Source organism: Ruegeria haliotis, assembly GCF_013377785.1.
In the GTDB taxonomy this organism is placed as follows: Bacteria; Pseudomonadota; Alphaproteobacteria; order Rhodobacterales; family Rhodobacteraceae; genus Ruegeria; species Ruegeria haliotis.
On record NZ_JABXWT010000020.1, the window covers coordinates 16358 to 41656 of the forward strand.

Genomic DNA, 25299 nt, shown 5'->3' on the forward strand with positions numbered 1-25299 from the left:
AAACTGGGGCGATTGTCCGAGATGTTGAGGGTAGTGAGGGCTGTTTCGAGTGACCAAGCCATTTGATTGGAGCAGACATTCAACAAAACCGAACCCGACTGGCGTACGTGAAATGACGCTATAGTTGTCGCGGTTCCTTTCCGATTGATGACCTCTCAAGAAATGCCCCCGTTTTCAGAGGATGCTGCCGGCTCATTCAGGTCCAAAACTGCTGGATCGATCCTGCGCCTATCTGCGCTCATCTTGACAGAATCCCGCATGGCCTTACTTCGTCGGAGCAATCGCCGAAAACGTGCTTCGTCGAGCATAAGCAGAGTTGAGGGTGCCAACGCCCGCACGTTTACGCGACGGGGCCGTTTCAATAGCATCGCCAATTGCCCGAACATTTCGCCACGCCCCAGCCGCGAGGTGTGTCTGCCGAGCTCTACCTCGACCGCACCGGAAGCAATGAAGAATACACTCTTGGTGAAGTCATCCTTGGAAATGATGGTCTCACCCGCGTTGACATAGCGGGTAAGCAGCGCTCTGCTAAGTTTCCGCAGTGACGCTTTGTCGAGATCAGAAAACAGCGGAAACTGCCTGACCAGATCCCGTCCTTTGAGGGCGATGTCCAGTTTCGGACGTCCTTCAGATAACGCACGTCGCGTCGCCACTTCCTGCATCAACACAGAATAAAGTTCTTCGCCCACAAGGCCGTCTTCGCGCATGACCGAGTATTCACGTTCTTCCAGCCTCAGCGCCGTTCGTCGGATAAATCGTCGCTCCAACTTTTCGGCATAGCCGGGAAATTGCAGCCGCAAACCTTCAAGTGCTGTCTCAACCGCCTCGGATCGCCGCGCCAACACTTCATCAAGCAATTCCGCAACCCGACGGCCATGGATCCAGCGTATGCGACCGCGGACGAATCCATCGAGATCCCGCAGGATCAGGCGCTGCATGAGCAATCTTTCAAATCGATCCGTTGTAATACGAGTGAGTGGGAACGAGATTCGGAGGCGATTGTGCAGAAACACGGCAATCCGGAAAGACCTGCCATAACCGACGGACCGATTTGATGCGCGCTGATAGCCGACCCGCCCTCCGGTCCGTGCGCCTTCAATGAGTCGATCAGCGTCGGACAGAATCTTCTCACTCAGAACCGATGACATGGTGCGTTCCCGCATCCGGGCCAAGACGGAATCCCGCTCTGCACCTGCCAGCGCAATAAGGCCAAGTGTGACCCGGTCGCGATCAAGGATCTGCGCGCTGTCTTCAGCGGCCTTTACGGCCTCGTCCAGGCGTTCACTAAACTGTTTGGCTTCGTTTCTGACGATATCGTGCGTCAGGTTATAGTTTTCTGCTGTGCGGGACACGTCCTCGCGAACCGATTGTAAGGCGACCGCGACCACCTGACGCGACAGAGCGGTATCAAGCGGAGAAAGCCTGTCGAGCCCCAGTTTTGTGATCACCATGCGCAAGGTTGTACCCTGAACAATCAGTGTAAACAGCGTAAAGCCAGTGGCCAGAATGCCGACCAAGCGCTTCGTCTCAAGCGGGATATGCGTGCTTTCGGTGACTGCCAGAGCCAGAGCCAGCGTCACGGCACCACGCAGCCCACCCCACAGTATTGCGGTGCGATAGGGGCGTTCGACAGCAGGTGACAGACCGATTGCCGTAAGTAGTGGCAGCAACCCGAACAGAATTGCCGCCCTCGCGAACATGGCGGCCAGAACCACCACAACCAGCAGGCCAAAGTCGGACGGCCGCACCTCTTCCAGCAATCGTGGTATCAGCAAGGCTGCAAGAATAAAGATCAGCGCTCCGGCCCAATGTGCCAGAAGGTCCCAAACTTCTTGCAGATTTGTCCAAGCGGCCGGTGACAAACGACCGGGGCCTGTGAGGTTGAGCGTAAGACCTGCGGCCACCACCGCAATGACACCCGAAGCCCCGACGCTTTGTTCTGCAACGATATAGGCGAGATAGGGCAGCGCAATGGAAATTGAAATCTGCGCCATTTCCCAGCGATCTACAAAAGCCATCATCCAAACCGCCACACGCGCCATGAGCCAACCGGTGAGTGCTCCGCCTGCGATCAACAGCGGAAACTGCCCCACGGCTTCGCTTAGTAGCGGATCGGGTCTCCCGAGCATGACAAAGCTCATAAATAGCCCGAAAAGAGCAACCGCAGCAGCATCGTTAAGAAGGCTTTCACCCTCAATTATTCGCGACAGTCTGCGCGGTGCCGAGATCGATCGAAAGATGCTGACAACGGCCGAAGGATCGGTTGTCGATACAATTGCGCCGATCAACAGGCAGGCGGCCAGCGGTAGCGTACTTACCCAACTGAGCGCATAGCCAATGGACAGTGTTGCCACAATCACTGCCACAACGGCCATCATCAGGATGGGCATCCAGTCGTCCAGCATCCTGCGCAAGTTCATGCCGAGCGTTGCCTGAAAGAGCAACGTTGGCAGGAAAACATAGAGAAAAACGTTGGACCGGATCGGCAGATCAATAATCGCTTGCGCCCCCGGGTTCAGCGCATCCGTTAGGTCAGTGTTGAGAAAGAATGCCGCGCCAAGGCCAATCACTATTCCCAGAACGGCTAGGATAACGCTGTAGGGCAGGCGCAACCGCGCAGCCAGTGGCTCTGCCACGCCGATTACAACAAAAAGAGAAGTTATGATGGTCGTAATGACGACGATATCCATCAATACGTATTACCTGAGAACTCGAAGTAATGGAATCCTCCCTTTAAGCCGGATCGACCAAGTGGAATCAATGTGTGAACTTACACTCGTCCAGACTGTGCAGTTGCAGCGAATGTCAGGAATGACGGGTCGCAATGCGACACCTGCGCGGTGAGTGAACGGCTGGTATGGGCCGTCCTTGAGGGTCGCAATGAAGCCCCAGGCTTAGATGCTGCGTCAGTTCCAATGGCAGCAGTGAGCCCATCTTGCATGATGATACGAATTGCCCAAAGGTCTGCTATGAGGCGAATTTGGATCAGTTGCAGGCGTCTATGGCCGCCAGTTCCAAGCCTTAGAGAATTTTTGAACAATTAGCCTCCCTTTGGTGTTTTGGAAGAACGCAGAAAAAAATTGTACTGCTATCACCAACGAAAGCATGCTGAGGAGCATTCTATTTGGACTTTGGACTAAGAAGTTCAGCTGTCGTGCCTGCTGATAAGTAGTCAAATGGTCGGCACTTTCAGTTCTATGGTTTTCCAAGAACATCTTAACCTCTGATGCTAGCAACTCAGCTTCGTGGCTTTGACTTGCACCAATGTACCAAAAGACTACTGTAAATGATACCATCGCCAGTCCAAAGATAAGCGGTAATATCCCTTCTTTCATTTGGGATAATTTGCTTCAGAACAGCCCAACACTGAACGTTCATAGCAGCGCAAGCTCGCTTTGTGAAACGGGGAAAGCAGACCTTGGTGCAGAAGTAGCGAAAGTTCACTTGTCCACGTCTTCCAGTTCGTGCGCCGTGCAGCGAACGGCGATTGCTGCGCTTGCATCGGCGCGACACCAACCGTGATCTGACACGGTGTAGTGCTTGAAGGTCCAGCTGCTTTTGGTTCTTCTCGGAAACAACCGACAGATTGGGTCGCAAAGCTGCTTCGGCAATCGCTTCCGCGTCGTTGTAGTCGTTCTTCTGGCCCTTGTTGAAAGGCTTTACGTAAATCGCTGGGATGATCCGTGGTTCAAAGCCAAGTTTGCGCAGCGTCCGGCTCACAAAGTGTGCGCTCAAACACGCCTCCATTCCGACAATACTCCGCGGCAGTCCTTCGAACGTTGCGATCAATGCGAGACGCTTGATCTGTTTTCTCAACACACGTTTACCATCAGGATCGAATCCTACGATGTGAAATGTATCCTTGCCAATATCGATACCAACCGACATTAGCTCATCAAATTCAGTCTTCGCCATGCTACTTCTCCTTTTTGCAGGTGAAACTAGGCTAAGCCTAACCTGCTGGGTGAAGCAGCCGGTACATCCCATTTCGACATCTTCACCGCACTTGGGAAGTTCTAGGAGTTGGTATTTTTCGCTGAGGCCCCATGCCAACCTGCTATGTTGACCCCCCTGCTTGTTCAGCTCCCTCTCGGCCGAAAATTTTCACCGCTTGAGAGAAAGTCCAGATGTGGCCCTCTGTGTCTTTGGCGCGGTAAAGGCGGTTACCATAGTACTGTTCTTCAGGCTCTGAGAGAATCTCCGGCCCATTCCGCCGTGCCTTGCGGCAGTGAGCATCCAGGTCTCTTTCAACCTGCACATAGATGATTTGGGTTGTCTCGCCCTTCAATGACGCAGGGCTTGATACGAAGTCTTCCCATTCTCCGTCGATCACGATCGAGCATCCATCATGCTGCATCTCGGCGTGAACCAGAGCACCAGACTTGTCGCGGACCTCGATCAATCGGGTCAAGCCAAACGCAGCCTCTAACCAGTCCATCGCGCGATCAGGGTCATGGTAGTACACGCCTGTTCTGATCTTTGGCCTTCCAAAAGGGTCTTTCAAAGTGGGTTGCTCACACTCCGTGCATTGTCTCGGGGGGAACGATCCCTCGTTATTCTATAGTCGCTTTTCAAAGAAGAGGTCCGGGTACGCCCAAACCGCGTAGGCGACAACCTCACGGGGGTAACGAAAGCCTTTCAGGTGCGGTAAGTCAGCTTGCGTTTTCATGAATTGCATTCGGGTGATCGCACGTTCAAACAACTTGGCAGTACCCCGAACGTGCATAATTGGGCGTTGTGAGGAACAACTAGAGAACATGAAGAACAACGCCCAGCGGCGAGAACTTCACCACCCAACGGTTCAGCGTGGCATGGCCGACATCGACGCCACGCGCTGCCATGATTTCCTCAAGGTCCCGATATGAGACACCGTAGCGAACATAGAAAAACACCGCATACAGGATCACCGACTTTGGATAATGGCTGCCCTTGAAATTAATCATCACGTTTGAACGCCCGCCTTTAAATTCAAAGACCCGCTGCTAACACAACACTACAACACTGCCCAACAAACAAAACTTTGCGACAGAACCTGATTTCATGCTGTCTGAGCAGCGCAATAAGCCGACTGCTACGAAGTTCTTTGCCCGGACGTTGGAGGTCAACGGCATTCCGCGAGAGATCGTCATGGACAAAAGCGGAGCAAACACCGCTGGCATCAACGCCATCAACAAGATGTTAAAGGGGTTTGGCTGCCCGATCCCGATCGAGATGATCAGGCGCAATTACCTCAATAACATTGTGGAACAAGACCACCGCTTCATCAATAGGCGAACCCGTCCGATGCTCGGCCTCAAATCCTTTATCTCGGCTGCGGCAACTCTTGCTGGAATCGAAGTCGCGCACATGATCCGCAAAGGGCAACTCACACCTGGAGTCGGTCCATTCAAACAACTCGCTGAACTAGCCGGTTAACATCGATGCGATTACTGAATCAGCTCGCCGTGCTCAAAACTTTGCAACAAAAACGGCTTAGGGTGGAGGCGCTAGGCGAGATGCCAGCCGAGGCATACGTGCACTCAAGCGGCGACAAACTCAGCAAACAGCGGGTTTTCGTTTAGGAGAATGTCCACAGAGTGGCAAACACATTGCGAAAGCGCGTCATTCAATTGTAGATGTACTGCATGACAATATGGCTACCTGACCCGTCCACGCTGAGTTCCCCGCTGCATTCCAGCCTTGCCCTAGCCATTGCGAAGGCAATCTCGGATGGCATGTTACCGAAGGGAACCCAACTGCCGACCCACCGAAAAATGGCCGAAGAACTGGGGCTAAGCGTCCATACAGTAAGCAAAGCCTATGAAAGCCTGCGCAGACAGCGGCTAATTGATGGTCAGGTCGGGCGCGGCAGTTATGTTTTGGACCCGGACACCTCGAATGATCAGCCGTTTCAACTCAGTTCTGAGCGGGACCGCAGTTTCGATCTCTCGATTTCACGCCCCTCCTTCTCTCAGCATCATGCGGAGCTGTTTCAGCAGGCGCTGGCGGACCTGCCGCAGGGTTTGGATCCCAGCTACTATCTGGGTTGCCGCCCGAATGTAGGTCATGACGCACATAGGGCGGCGGGGGTCACGTGGCTGAAAAGTTGCGGGTTGGATGTGCCAGCAGAGCAAATCATTATGACCAATGGCGTCAGCCACGGCATGTCAGCAGCCCTGTCTGCACTCACCCGGCCAGGCGACACGGTCGTGTCGAGCCGGATCACGCATCATCTCTTGGTTTCAGGTTGCTCCTATCTGGGGCTGAATCTCGCAGGAGTTGACTCCGACGAAGACGGCATCCAGCCGGATGCCCTGGACAGGTATTGCTCCGAGAACAATGTCAAAGTATTGTTCCTGCTCCCATCTTTGGCCAATTCAACAGTTGAGCTGATGCCGGAGGATCGCCGCCTGGCATTGATCCGGGTCAGTCGCAAACATGATCTGCACATCATTGAAAACGATGCCTTCGGTCCCGTCGCGGAAGATCGCCCTGTACCGGTTGCGGCCTTGGCGCCGGAGCGCACGATCTACCTTACCACCTTCACCAAATGCACCGTTTCCGGATTGCGGGCGGGCTACATGGCGGCTCCCGAACACCTGTTGCCTGCGCTAACCGGGCGGATTGTTGTATTCGGATGGATGGCAACCCCTCTGATGTGTGAAATCGCCACCCGCTGGGTACAAGACGGCACGGCACTAGAGCTGGCAGGGTGGCAGCGGCGCGCCTTGGCTGAACGCTACGAAATTGCCACTAAGACGCTTCAAGGGCAGGAGTGGCGCGGACACCCTTCTGCGCTGCACCTCTGGTTGCCCCTGAAATCCGGGTGGACGACTGCCAGCTTTGTTTCCTACGCCCGGCAGCTAAAGGTCGCAGTGGCACCGGACGCTCCTTTCCTGACACCCAAGACCCCGCCGCAGAATGCCGTTCGCATCTCGCTGGGCAGCGTTCAGGATCTGACCCGTTTCAAGCAGGCCATGGAGCTGGTCGGCGGAATGCTCAGCCGACCGCCGGAAGGGGTTGCGCTGCTTAATTACTGACATTGTCCTGCAACAATAAAGTAATTGACATGCAGTACAATTCCTAACAAGTCTGCCACAGCGGTGCACAGGCACCGATGAGACTTGGGAGGAAATCATGGCTCAATCCATCAAACTCACCTTTGGGGCCATTGCCGCCGCGGGGATTACACTGGCCGCCGGTTCGGCTGCGCAGGCCGACACCTGGCGTTATGCCTTCGAGGAGGCGATAACCGATGTGCAGGGCGTCTATGCCCAAAAATTCAAAGAAGAAATCGAGGCGAACTCGGATCACGAGATCCAGCTGTTCCCTTACGGTACCTTGGGTGAATCCGCTGACATCATGGAGCAGACTCAGGACGGTATCCTACAGTTTGTGGATCAGTCGCCGGGCTTCACCGGTTCGCTGATTCCCGAGGCGCAAGTGTTTTTTGTTCCCTATCTGCTGCCCACTGATCAAGATCATCTGGCGCGCTTTTATAAGCAGAGCAAGGCAATCAACGATATGTTCAAGCCACTCTATGCAGATCAGGGGCTGGAGCTTTTGAACATGTTCCCCGAGGGCGAAGTGGCGATGACCACCAAAACGCCGGTTGCCACCTGTTCCGACCTGAATGAGGTGAAGTTCCGGGTAATGACCAACCCGCTGCTGGTGGAAAGCTACAAGGCCTTCGGTGCCACTCCGACGCCGCTGCCCTGGGGCGAGGTCTATGGCGGGCTGCAGACCAATGTGATCCAGGGGCAGGAGAACCCGACATTCTTCCTCTATTCAACCAAGATCTACGAGGTCACCGACTATATCACCTACGCCGGCCACAACAACTTCACCACAGCAGTGATGGCCAACAAGGACTTTTATGACGACCTCAGCGCGGAAGATCAGCAGGTGGTGCAAAGCGCAGCGCAGGCTGCCTATGACCACACTGTGGTCTACCAGCAGCAAGCGGCGGAAACCGAGCTGGCCAAGATCATGGAAGCCAAGCCAGAGATGAAGGTGACGATCCTCAGCGACGATCAGCGCAATTGTTTCAAGGAAGCGGCGGCTGAGGTTGAGGCCAAATTCATCGAGATGACCGGTGACAGCGGCGCTGCGATCCTTGCGCAGATGAAGGCAGATCTGGCGGCCACCGCCAACTGATGCTTCAAAAAACAACCGCGGCAGGCCGTATCAGCACGGCCTGCCACCCGAAAGCTCTTGGGGAGGGACGATGAAAACGCATGAGACAGCCTTGCCCGGCATTCTGGGCGTTCTGGACACGGCAATCAGCCGGACCGAGTCCTTTTTGCTGGCGGCAGGCGTGCTGCTGATGGCTGCCAATACCGTGGCCAACGTGGTCGGGCGTTTCCTGCTGGGCCATTCCATCTTCTTCTCTGAAGAGTTGAACCGCATCCTGATAATTTTGATCACCTTTGCTGGGATCAGCTATGCCGCACGCCATGCCCGCCACATTCGCATGTCGGCTATCTATGACGCGTTGCCGCCGCAGATCCGTAAGGTGCTGATGGTGGCAATTGCCCTGATCACTGCCGGGTTCATGTTTCTGCTTTGCTATTATTCAGTGAAATACATCGCAGCGCAGGCGTCGCGCGGCCGGGTGCTGCCTGCCTTGCAAATTCCGGTCTGGATCATCCTGGTCTGGGTGCCTGCGGGCTTTTTCATGACCGGTATGCAGTACCTGCTAACTGCTGTGCGCAACTTCACCTCCTCCGGCATCTATCTCTCGACCCACGTGCAAGAGGGATACGAGAGCGCGGAAGAAATCGAGATCTGAGGGCGAACCCATGGCCGCTACAATTTTCCTGACCATGATTGTCCTGCTGCTTCTGGGCTTTCCAATGATGATCCCGCTGATTGCCGGCGCGTTCATCGGCTTTCTGATGCTGTTCGGCGATCTGGCCCGGACTGAAACCATGGTGCAGCAGATGATGGCGGGCATCCGCCCTGCTTCGCTGATAGCGGTGCCGATGTTCATCCTTGCTGCCGACATCATGACCCGTGGCCAGTCGGCCGGGCGGCTGATCAATGTGGTGATGGCCTACATAGGTCACATCCGTGGCGGACTGGCAATTTCCACAGCTGCCGCCTGCACTATGTTCGGTGCGGTCTCGGGCTCCACCCAAGCCACAGTTGTGGCCATCGGCTCCCCGCTGCGCCCCCGGATGCTGAAGGCGGGGTATAAAGACAGTTTCGTGCTGGCGCTGATTGTGAATGCCAGCGACATTGCATTCCTGATCCCGCCTTCAATCGGCATGATCATCTATGGCGTGGTCTCCAGCACCTCGATCGCCGAGCTGTTCATTGCAGGCATCGGCCCCGGCCTGCTGATCCTGATGCTGTTTTCCATCTACGCCTATATCTATGCAGTGCGCAACAACGTGCCGACCGAACCCAAGGCTACTTGGAGTCAACGGCTGCAGACAATGCGGCAGGCGCTGTGGCCGATGGGGTTCCCGGTGATCATCATCGGCGGCATCTATGGCGGCGTGTTCAGCCCGACCGAGGCGGCAGCGGCCTGTGTTCTTTATGCGCTGATCCTTGAGGTAGGCGTGTTCCGCTCCATGTCGCTGGCGGATGTCTATGACACCGCCAAATCTACCGGGCTGATCACCGCCATAGTGTTCATTCTGGTAGGCGCGGGTGCGGCGTTTTCCTGGGTGATCTCCTTCGCGCAGGTGCCGCAGCAGATCCTGGGCGCCATCGGCATTGCCGAGATGAGTGCGATCGGAGTGTTGTTTGTTATTTCCATCGCCTTTTTCATCGGCTGCATGTTTGTTGACCCGATTGTGGTGATACTGGTGTTGGTGCCGGTCTTTGCCCCGGTGGTGAAATCAGTGGGTATCGATCCTGTGCTCGTCGGGACTATCATCACGCTACAGGTGGCAATCGGCTCAGCCACGCCGCCATTCGGCTGTGACATCTTCACCGCCATTGCAGTGTTCAAGCGCCCCTACGCAGAGGTGGTGCGCGGCACACCACCGTTCATCCTGATGCTGTTGGCGGTGTCAGTGGCGTTGATCTTCTTCCCGCAGATTGCGCTGTTCCTGCGCGACCTGGCCTTTGCGAAATAAGGAGCCACGGCGATGTTCAAATCCATTCTGGTTCCCTTTGATGGTTCGCAAGGTGCGGAGGCCGCGTTGGCCAAGGCGGCGGCACTGGCGCAGCTTTGCGGGGCAGAGTTGACGCTGCTGACGGTTTACCGCCATCATTCGCTGCTGGAGGCCTCCATGCATATGCTGCGCCCTGACGAGCCCGCTGATCTGGACGATATCATGCGCAGCCACGCCAAAGAGGTTGCCGAGCGCGGCAAGTCACTGGTGGTGGAAAGCGGCATTTCGGCACCGCGCGCGTTTGTCAAAGCCGGGCCGGTGGCCCGTACTATCACCGGGTTTGCCAAAGAGCGCAGGCATGATCTGATCGTAATCGGCAGTCGCGGCCTTGGCTCGCTAGAAGGGGTTCTTCTGGGCAGTGTCTCTCACAAAGTGACGAGCCTGTCTGAAACTCCGGTTCTTGTTATTTAGGAAAGAAAATGGCTTTGGATACTCACTCCACGCCCTCGCGCGCTCGTGCCTTACTGGATGACCGTCCTGTCAGAAAGCGGATTGCATTGGTAGCGCTGGCGACAGACCACACGTCAGAGCGCGACTTTGCCCGAATTTGCGACCCGGATCAGGTGGGCGTTTATACAAACCGGATCGCGTTTGAGAACCCGACCACCAAGGAAACGCTGTTGCGGACCGGCCCGCGACTGAGTGAGGCCGCAGCGCAAATCCTGCCTGATGAAGAAGTGGATGTCGTGGCCTACGGCTGCACTGCCGCCTCTATTGTCTTGGGCAATGATGCCGTCACCCGGTATCTGAATGCGGCCAAGCCGGATACACCCTGCGTCACCCCCAGTTCTGCCGCCTTCGATGCGTTTGACGCGCTGGGGGTTAAACGGGTCTCAGTGCTGACGCCTTACAGTCCCGAAGTGACGGATGAATTGGCGCAGTATTTCACGACGCATGGACCGGAGGTGATCAACGCTGTCTGTTTCGGCCTGACTGACGATCGCCAGATGGCGCGTATTTCCGAGGACAGTATTGTCGAGGCTGGGATTGCGGCCTGCAACGACCAGGCCGATGCGCTGTTCCTGTCCTGCACCGCGCTGCGCGCCGCTACCTGCGTGCAGCGGATCGAAGACCGGCTTGGCAAACCGGTTGTCAGCTCGAACCAAGCGATGGTCTGGCGCTGTCTGCGGCTGGCCGGGATCACGGATTCAGTACCGGGTTATGGCAGGCTTTTCGAACTCTAATCAGGCAAGACAGGTCCAATGACGAGCAAAATTACCCTTCAGGACAGCTATCAGGCACAGGCGCGGATTTCCGGGCGCATCCGGCGAACTGCTCTGGTGGAGTCTCCTTCGCTCAGCAAGCTGAGCGGCGGGCAGATTTCCCTCAAGCTGGAAAGCACCCAGATCACCGGCAGTTTCAAGCTTCGCGGTGCAACCAGTGCAGTCTTGTCTCTGACGGAAGAACAGCGCGCGGTGGGGGTCGTGGGTGTCTCTACTGGCAACCACGGGCGTGGGCTTGCCTATGCCGCCGCGCAGGCCGGGGTGCGCTGCATCATCTGCATGTCCGAGCTGGTACCGCAGAACAAGCTTGAAGGCATCAAATCCCACGGTGCTGAGGTGCGTATTGTGGGCCGTTCACAAGACGATGCACAGGTTGAGGTCGATCGGCTGGTGGCTGAAGGTATGACCATGTTGCCGCCCTTTGATCACCGCGACATCATTGCGGGCCAGAGCACCGTTGCACTGGAAATATTGGAGCAGGCGCCGGACCTGGACACCGTGCTGGTTCCACTGTCTGGCGGCGGGCTGATTTCCGGCATGGGTATGGTGTTAAAGGCCGCAAACCCGAATATCCGGATGATCGGCATCACCATGGAACGCGGCGCGGCGATGTATGAATGCCTTAAGGCGGGCAAGCCGGTTCTGGTTGAAGAACAAGCAACGCTAGCAGATTCTCTGGGCGGCGGCATCGGGCTAGACAATGCTTATACCTTTGAGATGACCAAGGCTTTTGTCGATGACGTGGTGCTGGTCTCTGAAGAGGAAATCGCCGCTGCCATCCGTCACGCCTATTTCCAAGAATGTCAGGTGATCGAAGGCTCGGGTAGTGTAGGCATCGCCGCTTTGCTGTCGGGCAAAATCGAAAACCCCGGCCGATGTGTTGCGCTGGTCAGCGGCCAGAACATTGCCATGGACCTGCACAAGCGCATCATAGACGGTGAAAACGTCGATGTGGCAGCCGAATCCAAGGGAGGCGAAGATGCCTGATATCAAAATCCTGACCGAAGCGGAACTGCGCGATCTGGTGCCGTTGGATAGTGACGCTGTGGATTGCGTCGAACAGGGCTTTACAACGCTTGCCGGGGGTAGGGTGGTGATGCCTCCGATCATGACGCTGCCGGTGCATGACCACAACGGCGAGGTTTGTGTGAAAACCGCCTATGTGCCGGGGATCGAAAGTTTTGCAATGAAGATGAGTCCGGGGTTTTTCGACAATCCCAAGCTTGGCCTGCCAAGCACGACCGGGCTGATGGTGGTGTTTTCCAGCAGGACCGGCATTCTCGAGGCGCTGCTTCTGGACAATGGATACCTAACAGATGTGCGCACCGCCGCAGCAGGGGCTGTCGCGGCCCGCCACCTTGCGCGCGAGGATGCGGCGCATGTGTGCATCATCGGTGCCGGAGTGCAGTCGAAGATGCAGCTCAAGGCCATGACTCTGGTGCGCGGGATCAAAAGCGCCGTGATCTGGGCGCGGGACCCAGCCAAGGCTAAGGCCGCAGCTGCCGGCCTGCGTGAGGAACTTGGGATTGATGTAACCGTTAGCACGGATGTGGCTCAGGCTGTCGCCTCAGCGGATATTGTTGTCACGACGACGCCCGCAGCCGCGCCTGTGGTCAAGGCGGAGTGGCTGCATCCGGGGCAACTGGTCATCGCGATGGGATCGGATCAGGACCACAAGTGTGAGCTTGAGCCCGCCTGCCTGACCAAGGCAAACCTATATGTTCCCGACAGCCAAGCGCAGTGTGCCGTCAAGGGCGAACTGCGCAGCGCAATCGAATCTGGGCTGATCCCCAAGGGCTGCAGCTTTACCGAGTTGGGTCATGTCACTGCGGGCAAGGCCGTTGGTCGCCAGTCGGACAATGATCTGATCGTCGCCGACTTGACCGGAACCGGTGTGCAGGACACCGCCATCGCAACTCTTGCAGGCAATCGCGCGGAGGCGGCGGGTGCCGGCTCCACCTTCTCCAGCTGATTAATCAGGAACCATACACATGGCAGACCCCAAGCTGTATTTCTCCCACGCTGAATACCAAGAGCGCCTGGATAAAACCCGATCCGAAATGGCTCGCCGCGGTCTCGATCTTCTGATCGTCACTGATCCGTCCAACATGAACTGGCTAACCGGTTATGACGGTTGGTCCTTCTATGTGCATCAGTGTGTGGTGCTGAGCATGGAGGGTGAGCCGATCTGGTATGGCCGTGGCCAGGATGCCAACGGTGCCCTGCGCACCTGTTTCATGGATTCTGCCAATATCATCGGCTACCCGGACCACTATGTGCAGTCGACCGAGCGACACCCGATGGACTACCTGTCGGCGCAGTTGAAAGACCGCGGACTGGACAGCGGCAATATCGGTGTCGAGATGGACAATTATTGGTTCACAGCCGCCGCCTATGCTTCACTACAGAAACATCTGCCCAACGCTCGCTTTGGTGATGCCAACGCCCTGGTCAACTGGCAGCGCGCGGTGAAATCCGAGGCCGAACTTACCTATATGCGTCAGGCCGGCAAGATCGTGGAGCGGATGCATCAGCGCATCTTTGACAAAATTGAGCCGGGCATGCGCAAATGCGACCTGGCGGCCGAGATCTATGACGCGGGCCTGCGCTATGACAAGGCTTTGGGCTTTGGTGGCGACTATCCCGCCATTGTGCCGCTGTTGCCTTCGGGGCCGGACGCAGCAGCACCGCATCTGACCTGGGACGACCTGCCAATGAAATCCGGTGAAGGCACGTTCTTTGAAATCGCGGGTGTCGTACACCGCTACCATTGCCCTCTGTCGCGTACCGTCTTTCTGGGCAAGCCGACCCAGACCTTCCTTGATGCTGAAAAGGCTGTGCTCGAAGGCCTGGACGCGGGGCTGGAAATGGCCAAGGAGGGCAACACCTGCGAGGACATCGCCAAGGCGTTCTTCAAGGTGTTGAAAAAATACGGCATCGAGAAGGACAACCGTACCGGTTACCCGATTGGTGTTTCTTACCCGCCGGACTGGGGCGAGCGCACCATGTCCCTGCGTCCCGGTGACACCACGGTGTTGAAAGAGAACATGACCTTCCACTTCATGACGGGCCTCTGGATGGAGAACTGGGGTTTCGAGATCACAGAAAGCATCCGTATCGGAGCGAATGGGCCGGAATGCCTGTCCGACGTGCCGCGCAAATTGCTGGTAAAGGATTGATCCATGAAGGCTAATCCGATTTCGTCCACCATCCCCTTGGATCAGGACGGGGTGCATCACGGCTATCTGAAGCTTCCCTATAGCCGCGATGACAGCGCCTGGGGATCGGTGATGATCCCACTGACTGTGATCCAGAGTGGCGAGGGGCCGACTGCTCTTTTGACCGGCGCTAATCACGGCGATGAATATGAGGGCCCGATTGCCCTGCATGAGCTCGCCTCGATCACCGGCGCCGAAGACGTGACCGGTCGGTTGATCATTGTGCCAGCCTTCAACTATCCTGCATTCCGGGCAGGCACCCGCACCTCACCCATTGACAAGGGTAATATGAACCGGGCTTTCCCGGGCCGCCCTGACGGTACTGTGACCGAAAAGATTGCAGACTACTTTCAGCGCACATTGCTGCCGCTGGCGGATGTGGCGGTGGATTTCCATTCGGGTGGCAAAACGCTGGATTTCGTCCCCTTTGCTGCGGCGCATATCCTGGATGACAAGGCCACGCAGGAGGCCTGCTTTGCCGCGATGAAGGCGTTCAATGCGCCTTATTCGGTTGAGCTGTTAGAGATCGACAGTGCTGGCATGTATGACACCGCGGTCGAAGAGATGAGCAAGGTTCTGGTCACCACCGAGCTTGGCGGCGGCGGCTCGTCCACGGCGCGCAGCAACGCCATTGCCAAGAAGGGCCTGCGCAACGTGCTGATCCATTTCGGCATCCTGCAGGGCGAGATGCAGATCAATGAGACCGTGAACCTGACGATGCCGGATGACGATTGCTTCCTGTTCAGCGAGGGCGACGGCCTTTACGAAGCGATGACCGACTTGGGTCAGCCGGTTGAAAAAGGTGATCTGATTGCCCGCATCTGGCCGCTGGACCGCACCGGGCAGCCGCCGGTGGAATACTACGCACGCCGCGCCGGGCTGGTAATCAGCCGTCATTTCCCCGGCTTGATCAAGTCCGGCGACTGCGTTGCAGTTGTCGGCGTCATTGGCGCCTGATAGGGCCAGCACATGCAACTGGATCAGCGCGACCTCGACATTTTGCGCGTGCTCTCGACCGAGGGCCGCATCACCAAGGCCGCGCTGGCCGAGCGGATCGGTCTGTCGCCGACCCCCTGCTGGGACCGGTTGAAGAAGTTGGAACAGGCCGGGCTTATCGAAGGTTACGGTGCCCGTATCAACCTCAAGAAACTGGCGCCTCATGTGACCGTGTTCGTAGCTGCAGAGATCGCCGATCACACGGCCGCCAGCTTCCGTGCTTTTGAAACGGCAATGCAGCGTTACAGCGAAGTCACCGCCTGCTGGGCGCTGGGGGGTGGGTTTGATTATCTCTTGCAGATCGTCACCCGCGACATCGACGCCTATCAGCGGCTGATAGATGAGATGCTGGATGCCCGCATCGGCCTAAGCCGCTATTTCACCTATGTGGTGACCAAACCCGTGAAAGGCGCAGGCGCGCCACCCTTGGATATTCTACTGGGCAACGGCTGACCCTGCACGAAAGAGCCTGCGCAGCAGCTGTTTCTTCTGCACGCCCTGCCAACTTCAGTCACATCCTCTGTTCAAATCCGGCAGTTTCTTCTGCAAGACGTGAGGAGGACAATCATGACAGAGACCGCTCTCTCTGCCCGTGCGGACATCGTGGATAAGGCGCTGGTACGCTCTTTTTCTTATATAAACGGTAAGTGGTGCGCGGCTGGTAACGGCGAAACCTTCCCGGTGAGTGATCCTGCGGACGGAGCAGAGCTGGGGCATGTGGCGAGCCTTTCGACAGAGGAATCATCTGCCGCCGTGGATGCGGCGCAGGCTGCGTTTCCCGCATGGGCGGCATTGCTGCCACAGGAGCGCTCGGCCATCCTGCGCCGCTGGTTCGAGCTGCAGCTGGAACACAAGGAAGACCTTGCCCGCATCATGGTGCTGGAACAGGGCAAACCCCTGTCCGAAGCACGCGGTGAAATCGACTATGGCGCGGCCTTTGTGGAGTTCTACGCGGAAGAGGCCAAACGCCCCAATATCGAAGGCGTCACCAGTCATCTGCACGACGCCGAGGTGGAGCTGTGGCGCGAACCGGTGGGGGTGGCGGCACTTATCACACCGTGGAATTTCCCCTCTGCCATGCTGACTCGCAAGGCCTCAGCGGCCCTGGCGACGGGCTGCGCGATTGTGGCACATCCCTCGGGCGAAACCCCGTTCAGCGCCCTGGCGCTGGCAGAACTGGCTGAACGTGCAGGCTTCCCGCCAGGCGTGTTTAATATCGTGACCGGCAAAGCCTCGACCGTTGTGAGGCCTTGGACCCAGGACAACCGGGTGCGGGCGCTGTCGTTCACCGGTTCGACCAATATAGGCAAGCTGCTATACCGCCAGTCCGCAGACACCGTGAAACGGCTAGTGATGGAACTGGGGGGCCACGCGCCGGTGATCGTTTTCAAAGACTGTGATCTGGACAAGGCGGTGGATGAAGCCATCAAGGCGAAATTTGCAACCTCCGGCCAGGACTGCCTCGGCGCCAACCGGATCTTTGTTGAGCGCCCGGTTTACAGCGAGTTCTGCGCGAGGTTCACCGAAGCCGCCAAAGCCCTGACAATCGACAAGGGCATGGAGGACTGCGACCTCGGCCCCCTGATGAACGAAAAGGCGGTGCAGAAGCAGGAAGAGCATGTCGCCGATGCTCTGGCCAAGGGTGCCAAACTGGCCTGCGGAGGTAAGCGGCATCCGCTGGGGCCGCTGTTTTATGAAGCAACAGTGCTGACGGATGTGCCCGCGGATGCGATGATCATGTCTGAAGAGACATTTGGCCCCGTCGCGCCCATCACCGCTTTCGATACCGAGGAGGAAGTGATCGCCACCGCCAACAACAGCGAATACGGGCTGGTGGCCTATGTCCACAGCCATGATCCGCGCCGCATTTACCGGCTGAGCCGCGCACTGGAATACGGCATGGTGGCCGTGAACCGCACTAAAGTCACAGGTGCACCGATCCCCTTTGGCGGCACCAAGCAATCCGGCCTGGGCCGTGAAGGCGCGCGGCTGGGAATGGAAGAATTCACCGAGATTAAATACGTTTGCCGTGACTGGGCCTGAGCCCCGCACGGATGAGAAAGGAAGCAATATGCTGAAGAACGACCAACTCGACCAGTGGGACCGCGAGAATTTTTTCCACCCCTCGACCCATCTGGCCCAGCATGCCCGTGGTGAAAGCCCGAACCGGGTGATCAAGACCGCCTCCGGCGTTTTCATCGAAGACCGCGACGGCAACAAGCTGCTGGATGCGTTTGCCGGCCTTTACTGCGTGAACGTTGGTTATGGCCGTCAGGAGATCGCAGAAGCAATTGGCGAACAAGCCAAGGAGCTGGCCTATTACCATTCCTATGTCGGTCACGGCACCGAAGCCTCGATCACGCTCGCCAAGATGATTTTGGACCGTGCGCCAAAAAACATGTCCAAGGTCTATTTCGGCCTTGGCGGTTCAGACGCAAATGAGACCAACGTCAAGCTGATCTGGTATTACAACAATATCCTGGGTCGCCCGGAGAAAAAGAAGATCATCTCCCGTTGGCGCGGCTATCACGGCTCGGGGCTGGTCACCGGTTCGCTGACCGGGTTGGAGTTGTTTCACAAGAAGTTCGACTTGCCGGTGGAGCAGGTGATCCACACCGAAGCACCTTATTATTATCGTCGTGCGAATATGGATCAGAGCGAGGAGCAGTTTGTGGCTCATTGCGCCGGTGAACTGGAAGCGCTTATCGAGCGCGAAGGTGCGGACACCATCGCGGCATTCATCGGTGAGCCGGTTCTGGGCACCGGCGGCATCGTGCCGCCTCCTGCCGGCTACTGGGAGGCGATCCAGGCAGTGCTGAAGAAACACGACATCCTGCTGGTCGCTGATGAGGTCGTCACCGGTTTCGGCCGCCTTGGCTCCATGTTCGGCTCAGATCACTACGGGATCGAAGCGGACATCATTACCATCGCCAAAGGCCTGACTTCGGCCTATGCGCCGCTTTCGGGTTCCGTTGTCTCGGACAAGGTCTGGAAAGTTCTGGAGCAGGGCACTGACGAGAACGGCCCGATCGGACACGGCTGGACCTACTCGGCGCACCCGATCGGCGCCGCAGCAGGTGTTGCCAATCTCAAGCTGATCGATGAGCTCAACCTGGTGCAGAACGCTGGTGAAACTGGTGCCTATCTGAACGCCACAATGGCAGAGGCGCTGTCGGGCCATGCGCATGTCGGTGACGTTCGCGGCGAGGGCATGTTGTGCGCGGTAGAATTTGTGAAGGACACGGATAGCCGTACCTTCTTTGATGCCGCAGAAAAGATCGGCCCACAGATCTCGGCCAAGTTGCTGGAACAGGATAAGGTGATCGCCCGTGCAATGCCGCAGGGCGATATTCTGGGTTTTGCGCCACCGTTCTGCCTCAGCCGCACAGAAGCAGACCAAGTGGTCGCCGCAACGGTGCGCGCAGTTCAGGCTGTATTGGGCTGACACCACTTCCCCGCTGCGTAGTCGGGAACCGTCTATCTTGGGTTCTGTCTGGTGCCCGCATGACCCGTGAATTGGATGAGCTGATGTGACCTTTGCGTATGACATTGACCCGGAACAAGGTATTCAAACGCGTCAAAAAGTCCTGAGTGAAGTGGCCCGCACAGGTCAAATGATTGGGGGGATGCAAGCCGTATGCCTTTGTCTTTCAACGCTTCTCTGACACAATAGGTGTCGTATCCGGGATCCCCGAGCAGCCATTCGACCTTTGGCAAGTTGCTCAGCAATGCGCGCGCGCAGATATAATCACTGACTTGGCCAGCAGTGACGAACAGATCGAGAGGACGGCCTTGGCTGTCACACACCGTATGCAGCTTGGTGTTAATACCGCCCTTGGTTCTCCCGATCAGGCGGTCACATCCCCCTTTTTCGCGCCCATGCTGGTCGCGGTGCGGTACGCCATAAGATAGGTCGCATCCACTGCCCGGCAGTTGATTGCAAAGCAATCAATGAGAGGGGATCATGACTGCCTTCTCCTCGCCATGCGCGGCGGCCAACCGCACCATCATCTGCGCGAAAATGCCCTTGTCGCTCCACCGCTTCCATCGGTTGTAGAGCGTCTTGTGAAGGCCGTACTCCGTCGGCGCATCTCTCCAACTGTTCAGTCCCGGCATCTGGTGGATCGGATTTAGGATGAATCGATCTGGCTCAGAACCCAAAGAGTTTATTATAGGCGAACCAGACACGGCAACTCAGAGTGGTTCTGATAACGTCGGTTACACCATCCCAAGCTTGAGCGGTTTTTGCATCATGGCACAAAGAGCGCCTACAAGCAGGACCGCAGAGGCCACGATAAGGCTGTCTCCTATTTCTCCAGTTATGTCCCCAATGATGCCAGCCCCGATGGGCCCCAGAGCCTGTGAGACGGCGAACATCACTGTAAAGAAACTCACGGTTGCACCCCAATCCTGTTGATCCACGTTCTGGCGGACGAAGCTGGTTACAGCGGTGGGTGGCATAAAGACCGAAAGTCCGAAAACGAGTGCCGACAAAATCAATCCATATCCGTTTGGAACGAGGATTGGCAGGGCTGAACCAATAGCGACACCAGTCAAGATCAGCGCCAATGGCGTTCCAGACGCAAAGCGGGCCAATACTCCGCGCCAAACAAAAGGAGATGCCATAATGCTGAATCCAAGGACCATCCACGTTGAGGTCGTCAATAAGACACTGAAATGTTGCTCCTTCATCCAGACAGAAATAAATGTGACGTACACAATATAGCCTAATCCAAACAGCGCATATCCTCCGACTTCGCCAAGCATCCTGCGCACCGGAGGAATGGAAGGAAGCGCGGCATCGTGCTTGGTTTCAGTCAACATTGTGGAAGCCCAAACCGAAAATGGGCAAATGACCAGAGCGGCGATCCCGACCCCGATCCATGCCCAATCCCAAGATTGCGGTCCGAATACGTCCAACATAGTCGGAAGGGTTGCGCCGCATAACGCGATACCGAACCCACCGCCGCCGCCAAAGTACAAGGCGATGGCCAGTGCATTTTTTCGAGCGCTGCTTTGGAACAGCGATGCCGCCAGGACACCGCCTGCCACAAAAGAAAGAGCGCCGAATAAACCCACCAAAAACCGACAAGCGGTTTGAAAAAGGAGGTTCTCATCAAACCCGGTCATCAATAGGCACACCGCAGTTGCTATTGTACCAATTGCGAATATCCGCGACGGCGAATTACGTCGGATCAGGAAAAGTGTTAAGATTGAACCCACAATATAGCCAATCGAATTGGACGTATTCAGCCAACCAGATTGAGTGAGATTCCAGCCGAGGCTACTTTTCATTGATGGCAGAATAAGACCGTACGCAAAACGACCAAAAGCATTGGATATGCTGACCCCGAGCGCGAGGCCCAATAAGATGAGCCAAGGGTTGGTGGGTTTTGCCGAGGTCATGAGTATCCTTCCAGGTTGAACAAACACCGTGCCCCAAGGCGCTTGGTCGTGCAATCCCAGCAAATCCGACGCGACCCTTTCGGTTAAACTTGGGTAACTGCGGATTGGGTGTTTGTTACAGGTTGTGGTGCCGCTGCCGATCGCTCTGTCCGTGCTGGAGGGATGTTTTGGGCGGAATTCCGTGCTAGGCCGCCACCGCGCAGGCACTGCCGTCGCAAGATGACCAGATATTTTCGCCTCTCAAGCTCGTTGCAATTGTCGTCTTATAATGCTGATCTTGATGAACAAGACGCGTGCAACCTGTGCGTGCCGATCCGAAAGGACAGCCAATGGTCTACTCTGGTCCTGCAAATTTGCACTACGTGACGAATCCGCTCTTGAACAAAGGCACGGCGTTTTCTCTGCAAGAACGAGAACAACTTGGGTTGATGGGCCTTCTTCCGCCACACATTGAAACGCTCGAAACTCAGCTTGATCGTGCTTATGCCGCCTTTGAGCGCGAAGAGACTCCGCTGGACAAGCACGTCTATCTGCGCGGCTTGCAGGATGACAACGAGGTTTTGTTTTATGCACTGTTGGTGCGGCACCTGTCCGAGATGATGCCAATCATTTATACACCGGTTGTGGGCGACGCTTGCAAGCAGTTCAGCGAGATCTACGATCACCCGCGCGGATTGATCATCCCGTTTCCCGAGCGTGACCGCATCGACGAAATGTTGGACAATGCCATCCTGCCATCGGTCGAAGCCATTGTCGTCACCGACGGCGAACGAATATTGGGATTGGGTGATCAAGGCGCGGGTGGGATGGGTATCCCTATCGGTAAGCTGTCGCTCTATACTGCTGCGGGGGGAATTAACCCGTCTGTAACACTCCCGGTGGTATTGGACGCCGGGACCAATAATCAGGAACGATTGGAAGATCCGCTCTATATCGGCTGGCGTCACGAGCGCATTAGCGGGGATGAGTATTTCGAGTTTGTCGATCTTTTTGTGCAGGCGGTAATGCGGAAGTGGCCAGATGTATTACTGCAATTCGAGGATTTTGCACAACAACACGCGGCACCACTGCTGGCGCGCTATCGCGATCAACTATGTACCTTCAATGATGACATTCAGGGAACAGCGGCGGTAACGGCAGGTACCTTACTGGCAGCCTCCAACGTCACTGGTGTTTCGCTAAAGGACGCAACCATTGCGTTTCTGGGCGCGGGATCAGCGGGTGTCGGCATCGCCGAACAACTTGTGCAACTCATGGTTCGGCAGGGATTGTCTGAAACCGAGGCACGCGGGCGTATTTATCTGGTGGACCGGAACGGGCTGCTGACTGACGCAATGACGGACCTGCTGCCGTTTCAGAAGCAACTTGTGCAGCCTGTTGATAAAGTGGCTGGCTGGGCTGAGGGTAATATTTCACTGCTGGATGTGATTAACAACGCCAAGCCCAATATACTGGTTGGTGTCAGTGGTCAGGCGGGTTTGTTCTCCGAGGCGATCATTCGTGCGATGGCTGATCATACTGAACATCCCGTCGTGTTGCCTCTCTCGAACCCGACATCCCGGATTGAGGCCGTGCCGGCAGATATTCTCCGCTGGTCAGATGGGTGCGCCCTGGTTGCGACTGGCAGCCCGTTTGATCCGGTCACGATTGCAGGTAACATCCACCATATTGCCCAATGCAACAATTCCTACATTTTCCCGGGTATGGGACTGGGGGTACTGGCGGCTGGCGCGCGCCGTGTTACCGATGGAATGTTCATGGCGGCTGCTGAGGCTCTGGCCGCGCTGTCGCCCGCAAAATCGGATCGTACTGCCAGCTTACTGCCCGATGTGAGTGACATTTGCGAAGTCAGCAAAGCTATCGCATTTGCCGTAGGTCAGCAGGCACAGTTGGACGGGGTTGCACCAAACACCACCGAGTATGATTTGAAAGCTGCGATAGACGCCAAATTCTGGACCCCGCACTATGAGGAGATTGCCTGAAGCGGCACCTCAAAGCAATTCATCTGCAAAGCAAACCACTGGCGTCTGAATTGTATTGCCAGTGGATCTTTCGGTTATAGGTACCAGATGATTGATTTGGGGCAATTCATCGCCAGTATTTGCCTCGTCCTCCTGAACGCCAAGCTTATCCCATCCCAGACATTCTTTCCTTTATTGATGACAGACCGTATCGCGGTCTGCAGTGCTGATTTTTCCTCGCGGTCAGGCAGGCGATGAGGATGCGTAGCTGACCCTTGCGGGTCGAATGGCGTGATCCGAGGCCCGCCTGCGCGGATCACATCTATTTCTTAAACGCGTCAATCAGAAAAACAGCTTTCACCCGGCATTGCGGGCGAAGCTTCCGTTTTTCCATTTGATCAACTCGGCGGGTTCACCTTCGGCCTCTTTTTGTCGCCCGCCCTCCCTTCCGGGAAAAATGCGGAAGAGGGGCAAGCGGCAGGGCCATCGGACCGTTTCCGTGGCCCGATGGAACAGACCGGAACCGCAGGCATAAAGGTTGATCGACAATACCTACCGCTGCACCGCGAGAAAGAAAGGTCCGATATGGCTGACAGCGTCGAAGTGATAGAAAAGAACAGACAGCGCCAAGGCGAGACAATTGCTGCGCAGAATGACGCGTTCCGTACCCACAGGTCCGAAGGCGAGCAGGGGCAGTGGGTCTGCACAACCGCCGTTGACAATGAAGGCCCTGGTTTTGTGGTGGCATGCGTGTCGCGGCCACTTCCAGCCATTCGCCAAGGCTGAACTTGTGCCAGTTTTTTGGCCGCATCATGATGGCCTGTTTCGCCTGCATAAATAGCATGCGCAGATATCTGCTGCCGCTTTTTGTGATGCTGCCTAATATCGTGCGCCCACCGCTGATGCTCTGTCGTGGCACCAACCCGAGCCAAGCTGCAAAGTCACGCCCACGGCCAAAGCCAGCCAAGTGAAAAGACATCCTTGCAAATGTCGATGTGGACCGACATCAGATCATCAAAATCGTTCTTTGCCATGCTACTTCTCCATGTTGCAGAAATAGGCCAAGCCTAACCTGGTGGGTGAAGTAGCCGGTACATCCCATTACCTACCAACCTGCTGTTGAGTGGCGAAGGTCGGCCTTGCTAAGTGGATTGCTTCAACTGAACCGATTTCGCCAAGCCTTACAACGCTCCGCATCCCGCGCGTCATAGGCCTCCAAGGCATCCGTCGGACTCTGGTCGAACTGGTCTTCACTGTCCTCGCCAAGGGCTGTCAAACGCATTGAGTACCACGCAGTGACACCACCACGCGGAGGTTTGTCGAATATCGGAAACTCTGGATCACCACCCACTTCGCTCAACCAGGCATTCGCGAGCGACGGGTTTAACACCATTGCACGGGCAAGGCTGATTGCGTCGGCAGAGCCATTCTGCAAAGCCTGTACGGCCTGACCCCGTGTCTCAAACCCTCCGGTCAAAAGGATGGGAATGGTTGTGACTTCCTTGGCGCGTTTGGTGAAGTCGATGAAGTAGGGCCCAGACGAAGACGTGCCATCGGAACTGGATGCAGCGCCGGGGAAGTACGTGCCACCGCTGATATCGATCAGGTCTACTGACGTTTCGTTCAGAAGTCGGACAACTTCCAGCGCATCATCCGTAGATAGCCCCCCTTCCAGCTTGTCGGTTGAGTTGATCTTTATGCCAATCGGATAAGCTGGTCCAACGGCCTGCCGAACGGCGGCAATCACTTCGCCAACGATGCGGAAACGATTTTCGACCGCTCCGCCAAATGCATCAGTCCGGTGGTTGAACAAAGGTGAGAGGAACTGACTAAACAGAAACCCGTGACCGGCATGGATCAAGACGCCGCCGAAACCAGCCTCCTGTGCGAGTGTCGCCGCTTGCGCATAGGTTTGAGGCAGCTCATGGATTTCGTCCAAAGACATGCCGTCGCATTTCAACCCCTCAACGTCCAACGGAGACGGTCCTTTGGGGGTGCTGACCGGTCCATGTGCCAGCGCACCGGCGTGACCAAGCTGCGGCCAGATATGAGCACCATTTGTTGATCCTCGTTTCGCAAGTTCCTTCATGGCGGGCATATCCGCGCCCGGAACCAAAACGAGATTACCGGGCTTTTCGGGGTAGTATGGGCTTGTCTGTACTTCACCGATCACAGACAGGGCAGCACCTCCCTCTGCCCACCGTTCATAAAGGCGCATTTGAGCTTCGGTGGGGTTTCCAGCACCGTCGCCGAGGGAGTCAGACATCGCCGATTTTATCAATCTGCTCTTCAGGCGAATGCCACAGGGAAGGACTAGCGGCTGCGCCAGCAGGTTTATTGCATCGTGGTTTTTCACTTCACCCCTCCATCGGTATATTTCGATATTTCG

18 protein-coding genes and 5 pseudogenes are annotated in these 25299 nt (G+C 56.5%); 15 read left to right on the forward strand and 8 right to left on the reverse strand.

The genetic code is table 11. The features are described from left to right. Positions 1–155 precede the first annotated feature (155 nt). The 4 genes and pseudogenes from HW561_RS20640 to HW561_RS20655 all read right to left on the reverse strand — a co-directional run. On the reverse strand, positions 156–2690 hold the full coding sequence (locus HW561_RS20640) for a cation:proton antiporter (RefSeq protein ID WP_176867250.1): 2535 nt from the start codon (positions 2688–2690) through the stop codon (positions 156–158). A gap of 793 nt (positions 2691–3483) precedes the next feature. Then, positions 3484–3915, reverse strand: a pseudogene (locus tag HW561_RS24345) (IS110 family transposase); the annotation flags it as partial. Positions 3916–4057: 142 nt separating this feature from the next. Then, complete coding sequence (locus HW561_RS20650) at positions 4058–4465, reverse strand: VOC family protein (protein WP_211198718.1); 408 nt, start codon at positions 4463–4465, stop codon at positions 4058–4060. Between the two features lie 307 nt (positions 4466–4772). Then, positions 4773–4943: pseudogene (locus HW561_RS20655) on the reverse strand (IS6 family transposase); the annotation flags it as partial. A gap of 76 nt (positions 4944–5019) precedes the next feature. Between HW561_RS20655 and HW561_RS20660 the strand changes: the two are divergent. The 14 genes and pseudogenes from HW561_RS20660 to HW561_RS20725 form a co-directional block, all read left to right on the forward strand. After that, positions 5020–5415: pseudogene (locus HW561_RS20660) on the forward strand (DDE-type integrase/transposase/recombinase); the annotation flags it as partial. A 209-nt stretch (positions 5416–5624) separates the two neighbouring features. Further along, a complete protein-coding gene (gene ehuR, locus HW561_RS20665) occupies positions 5625–7019 on the forward strand; it encodes a MocR-like ectoine utilization transcription factor EhuR (protein ID WP_176867251.1) in 1395 nt (464 codons plus the stop codon). Positions 7020–7116: 97 nt separating this feature from the next. Next, on the forward strand, positions 7117–8136 hold the full coding sequence (locus tag HW561_RS20670; protein ID WP_176867252.1) for a TRAP transporter substrate-binding protein: 1020 nt from the start codon (positions 7117–7119) through the stop codon (positions 8134–8136). A 70-nt stretch (positions 8137–8206) separates the two neighbouring features. Further along, complete coding sequence (locus HW561_RS20675; RefSeq protein WP_176867253.1) at positions 8207–8770, forward strand: TRAP transporter small permease; 564 nt, start codon at positions 8207–8209, stop codon at positions 8768–8770. A gap of 10 nt (positions 8771–8780) precedes the next feature. Beyond that, a complete protein-coding gene (locus HW561_RS20680) occupies positions 8781–10067 on the forward strand; it encodes a TRAP transporter large permease (protein ID WP_176867254.1) in 1287 nt (428 codons plus the stop codon). A 12-nt stretch (positions 10068–10079) separates the two neighbouring features. Next, positions 10080–10517: a universal stress protein gene (locus HW561_RS20685; RefSeq protein WP_176867255.1), complete on the forward strand. Its 438-nt coding sequence runs from the start codon at positions 10080–10082 to the stop codon at positions 10515–10517. An 8-nt stretch (positions 10518–10525) separates the two neighbouring features. Beyond that, on the forward strand, positions 10526–11290 hold the full coding sequence (gene eutA / locus HW561_RS20690) for an ectoine utilization protein EutA (protein WP_176867256.1): 765 nt from the start codon (positions 10526–10528) through the stop codon (positions 11288–11290). Positions 11291–11308: 18 nt separating this feature from the next. After that, on the forward strand, positions 11309–12316 hold the full coding sequence (gene eutB, locus HW561_RS20695) for a hydroxyectoine utilization dehydratase EutB (protein ID WP_176867257.1): 1008 nt from the start codon (positions 11309–11311) through the stop codon (positions 12314–12316). Beyond that, positions 12309–13301 (forward strand): ectoine utilization protein EutC, encoded by a 993-nt coding sequence (gene eutC / locus HW561_RS20700; protein WP_176867258.1) that lies wholly within the window; start codon positions 12309–12311, stop codon positions 13299–13301. Before eutB ends, eutC begins: the two co-directional genes overlap by 8 nt. A gap of 19 nt (positions 13302–13320) precedes the next feature. Continuing rightward, a complete protein-coding gene (gene doeA / locus HW561_RS20705; RefSeq protein WP_176867259.1) occupies positions 13321–14508 on the forward strand; it encodes an ectoine hydrolase DoeA in 1188 nt (395 codons plus the stop codon). Positions 14509–14511: 3 nt separating this feature from the next. Next, positions 14512–15504, forward strand: a complete 993-nt coding sequence (gene doeB / locus HW561_RS20710; RefSeq protein ID WP_176867260.1) for a N(2)-acetyl-L-2,4-diaminobutanoate deacetylase DoeB — start codon at positions 14512–14514, stop codon at positions 15502–15504. A 12-nt stretch (positions 15505–15516) separates the two neighbouring features. Further along, complete coding sequence (locus tag HW561_RS20715) at positions 15517–15996, forward strand: Lrp/AsnC family transcriptional regulator (RefSeq protein ID WP_176867261.1); 480 nt, start codon at positions 15517–15519, stop codon at positions 15994–15996. A gap of 114 nt (positions 15997–16110) precedes the next feature. After that, positions 16111–17586: an NAD-dependent succinate-semialdehyde dehydrogenase gene (locus tag HW561_RS20720; protein WP_176867262.1), complete on the forward strand. Its 1476-nt coding sequence runs from the start codon at positions 16111–16113 to the stop codon at positions 17584–17586. A 28-nt stretch (positions 17587–17614) separates the two neighbouring features. Further along, a complete protein-coding gene (locus tag HW561_RS20725) occupies positions 17615–18988 on the forward strand; it encodes an aspartate aminotransferase family protein (protein WP_176867263.1) in 1374 nt (457 codons plus the stop codon). A gap of 176 nt (positions 18989–19164) precedes the next feature. Here the strand turns inward: HW561_RS20725 and HW561_RS20730 are convergent. Together HW561_RS20730 and HW561_RS20735 are read right to left on the reverse strand one after the other, a co-directional pair. Continuing rightward, positions 19165–19641 (reverse strand): annotated as a pseudogene (locus tag HW561_RS20730) (IS5 family transposase); the annotation flags it as partial. A 120-nt stretch (positions 19642–19761) separates the two neighbouring features. Further along, positions 19762–20949 carry a YbfB/YjiJ family MFS transporter gene (locus tag HW561_RS20735; protein ID WP_176867264.1) on the reverse strand — a complete coding sequence of 396 codons (1188 nt, stop codon included), beginning with the start codon at positions 20947–20949 and terminating at the stop codon, positions 19762–19764. 329 nt (positions 20950–21278) lie between these two features. Between HW561_RS20735 and HW561_RS20740 the strand changes: the two genes are divergently transcribed. Further along, positions 21279–22931, forward strand: a complete 1653-nt coding sequence (locus HW561_RS20740) for an NAD-dependent malic enzyme (RefSeq protein WP_176867265.1) — start codon at positions 21279–21281, stop codon at positions 22929–22931. Positions 22932–23744: 813 nt separating this feature from the next. Here HW561_RS20740 and HW561_RS23740 read toward each other — a convergent pair. Beyond that, positions 23745–23868, reverse strand: a pseudogene (locus tag HW561_RS23740) (transposase); the annotation flags it as partial. A 198-nt stretch (positions 23869–24066) separates the two neighbouring features. Further along, positions 24067–25266, reverse strand: coding sequence for an NADH:flavin oxidoreductase/NADH oxidase family protein (locus HW561_RS20750; protein ID WP_328803317.1), 1200 nt, complete (start codon positions 25264–25266; stop codon positions 24067–24069). Between the last annotated feature and the right edge of the window lie 33 nt (positions 25267–25299).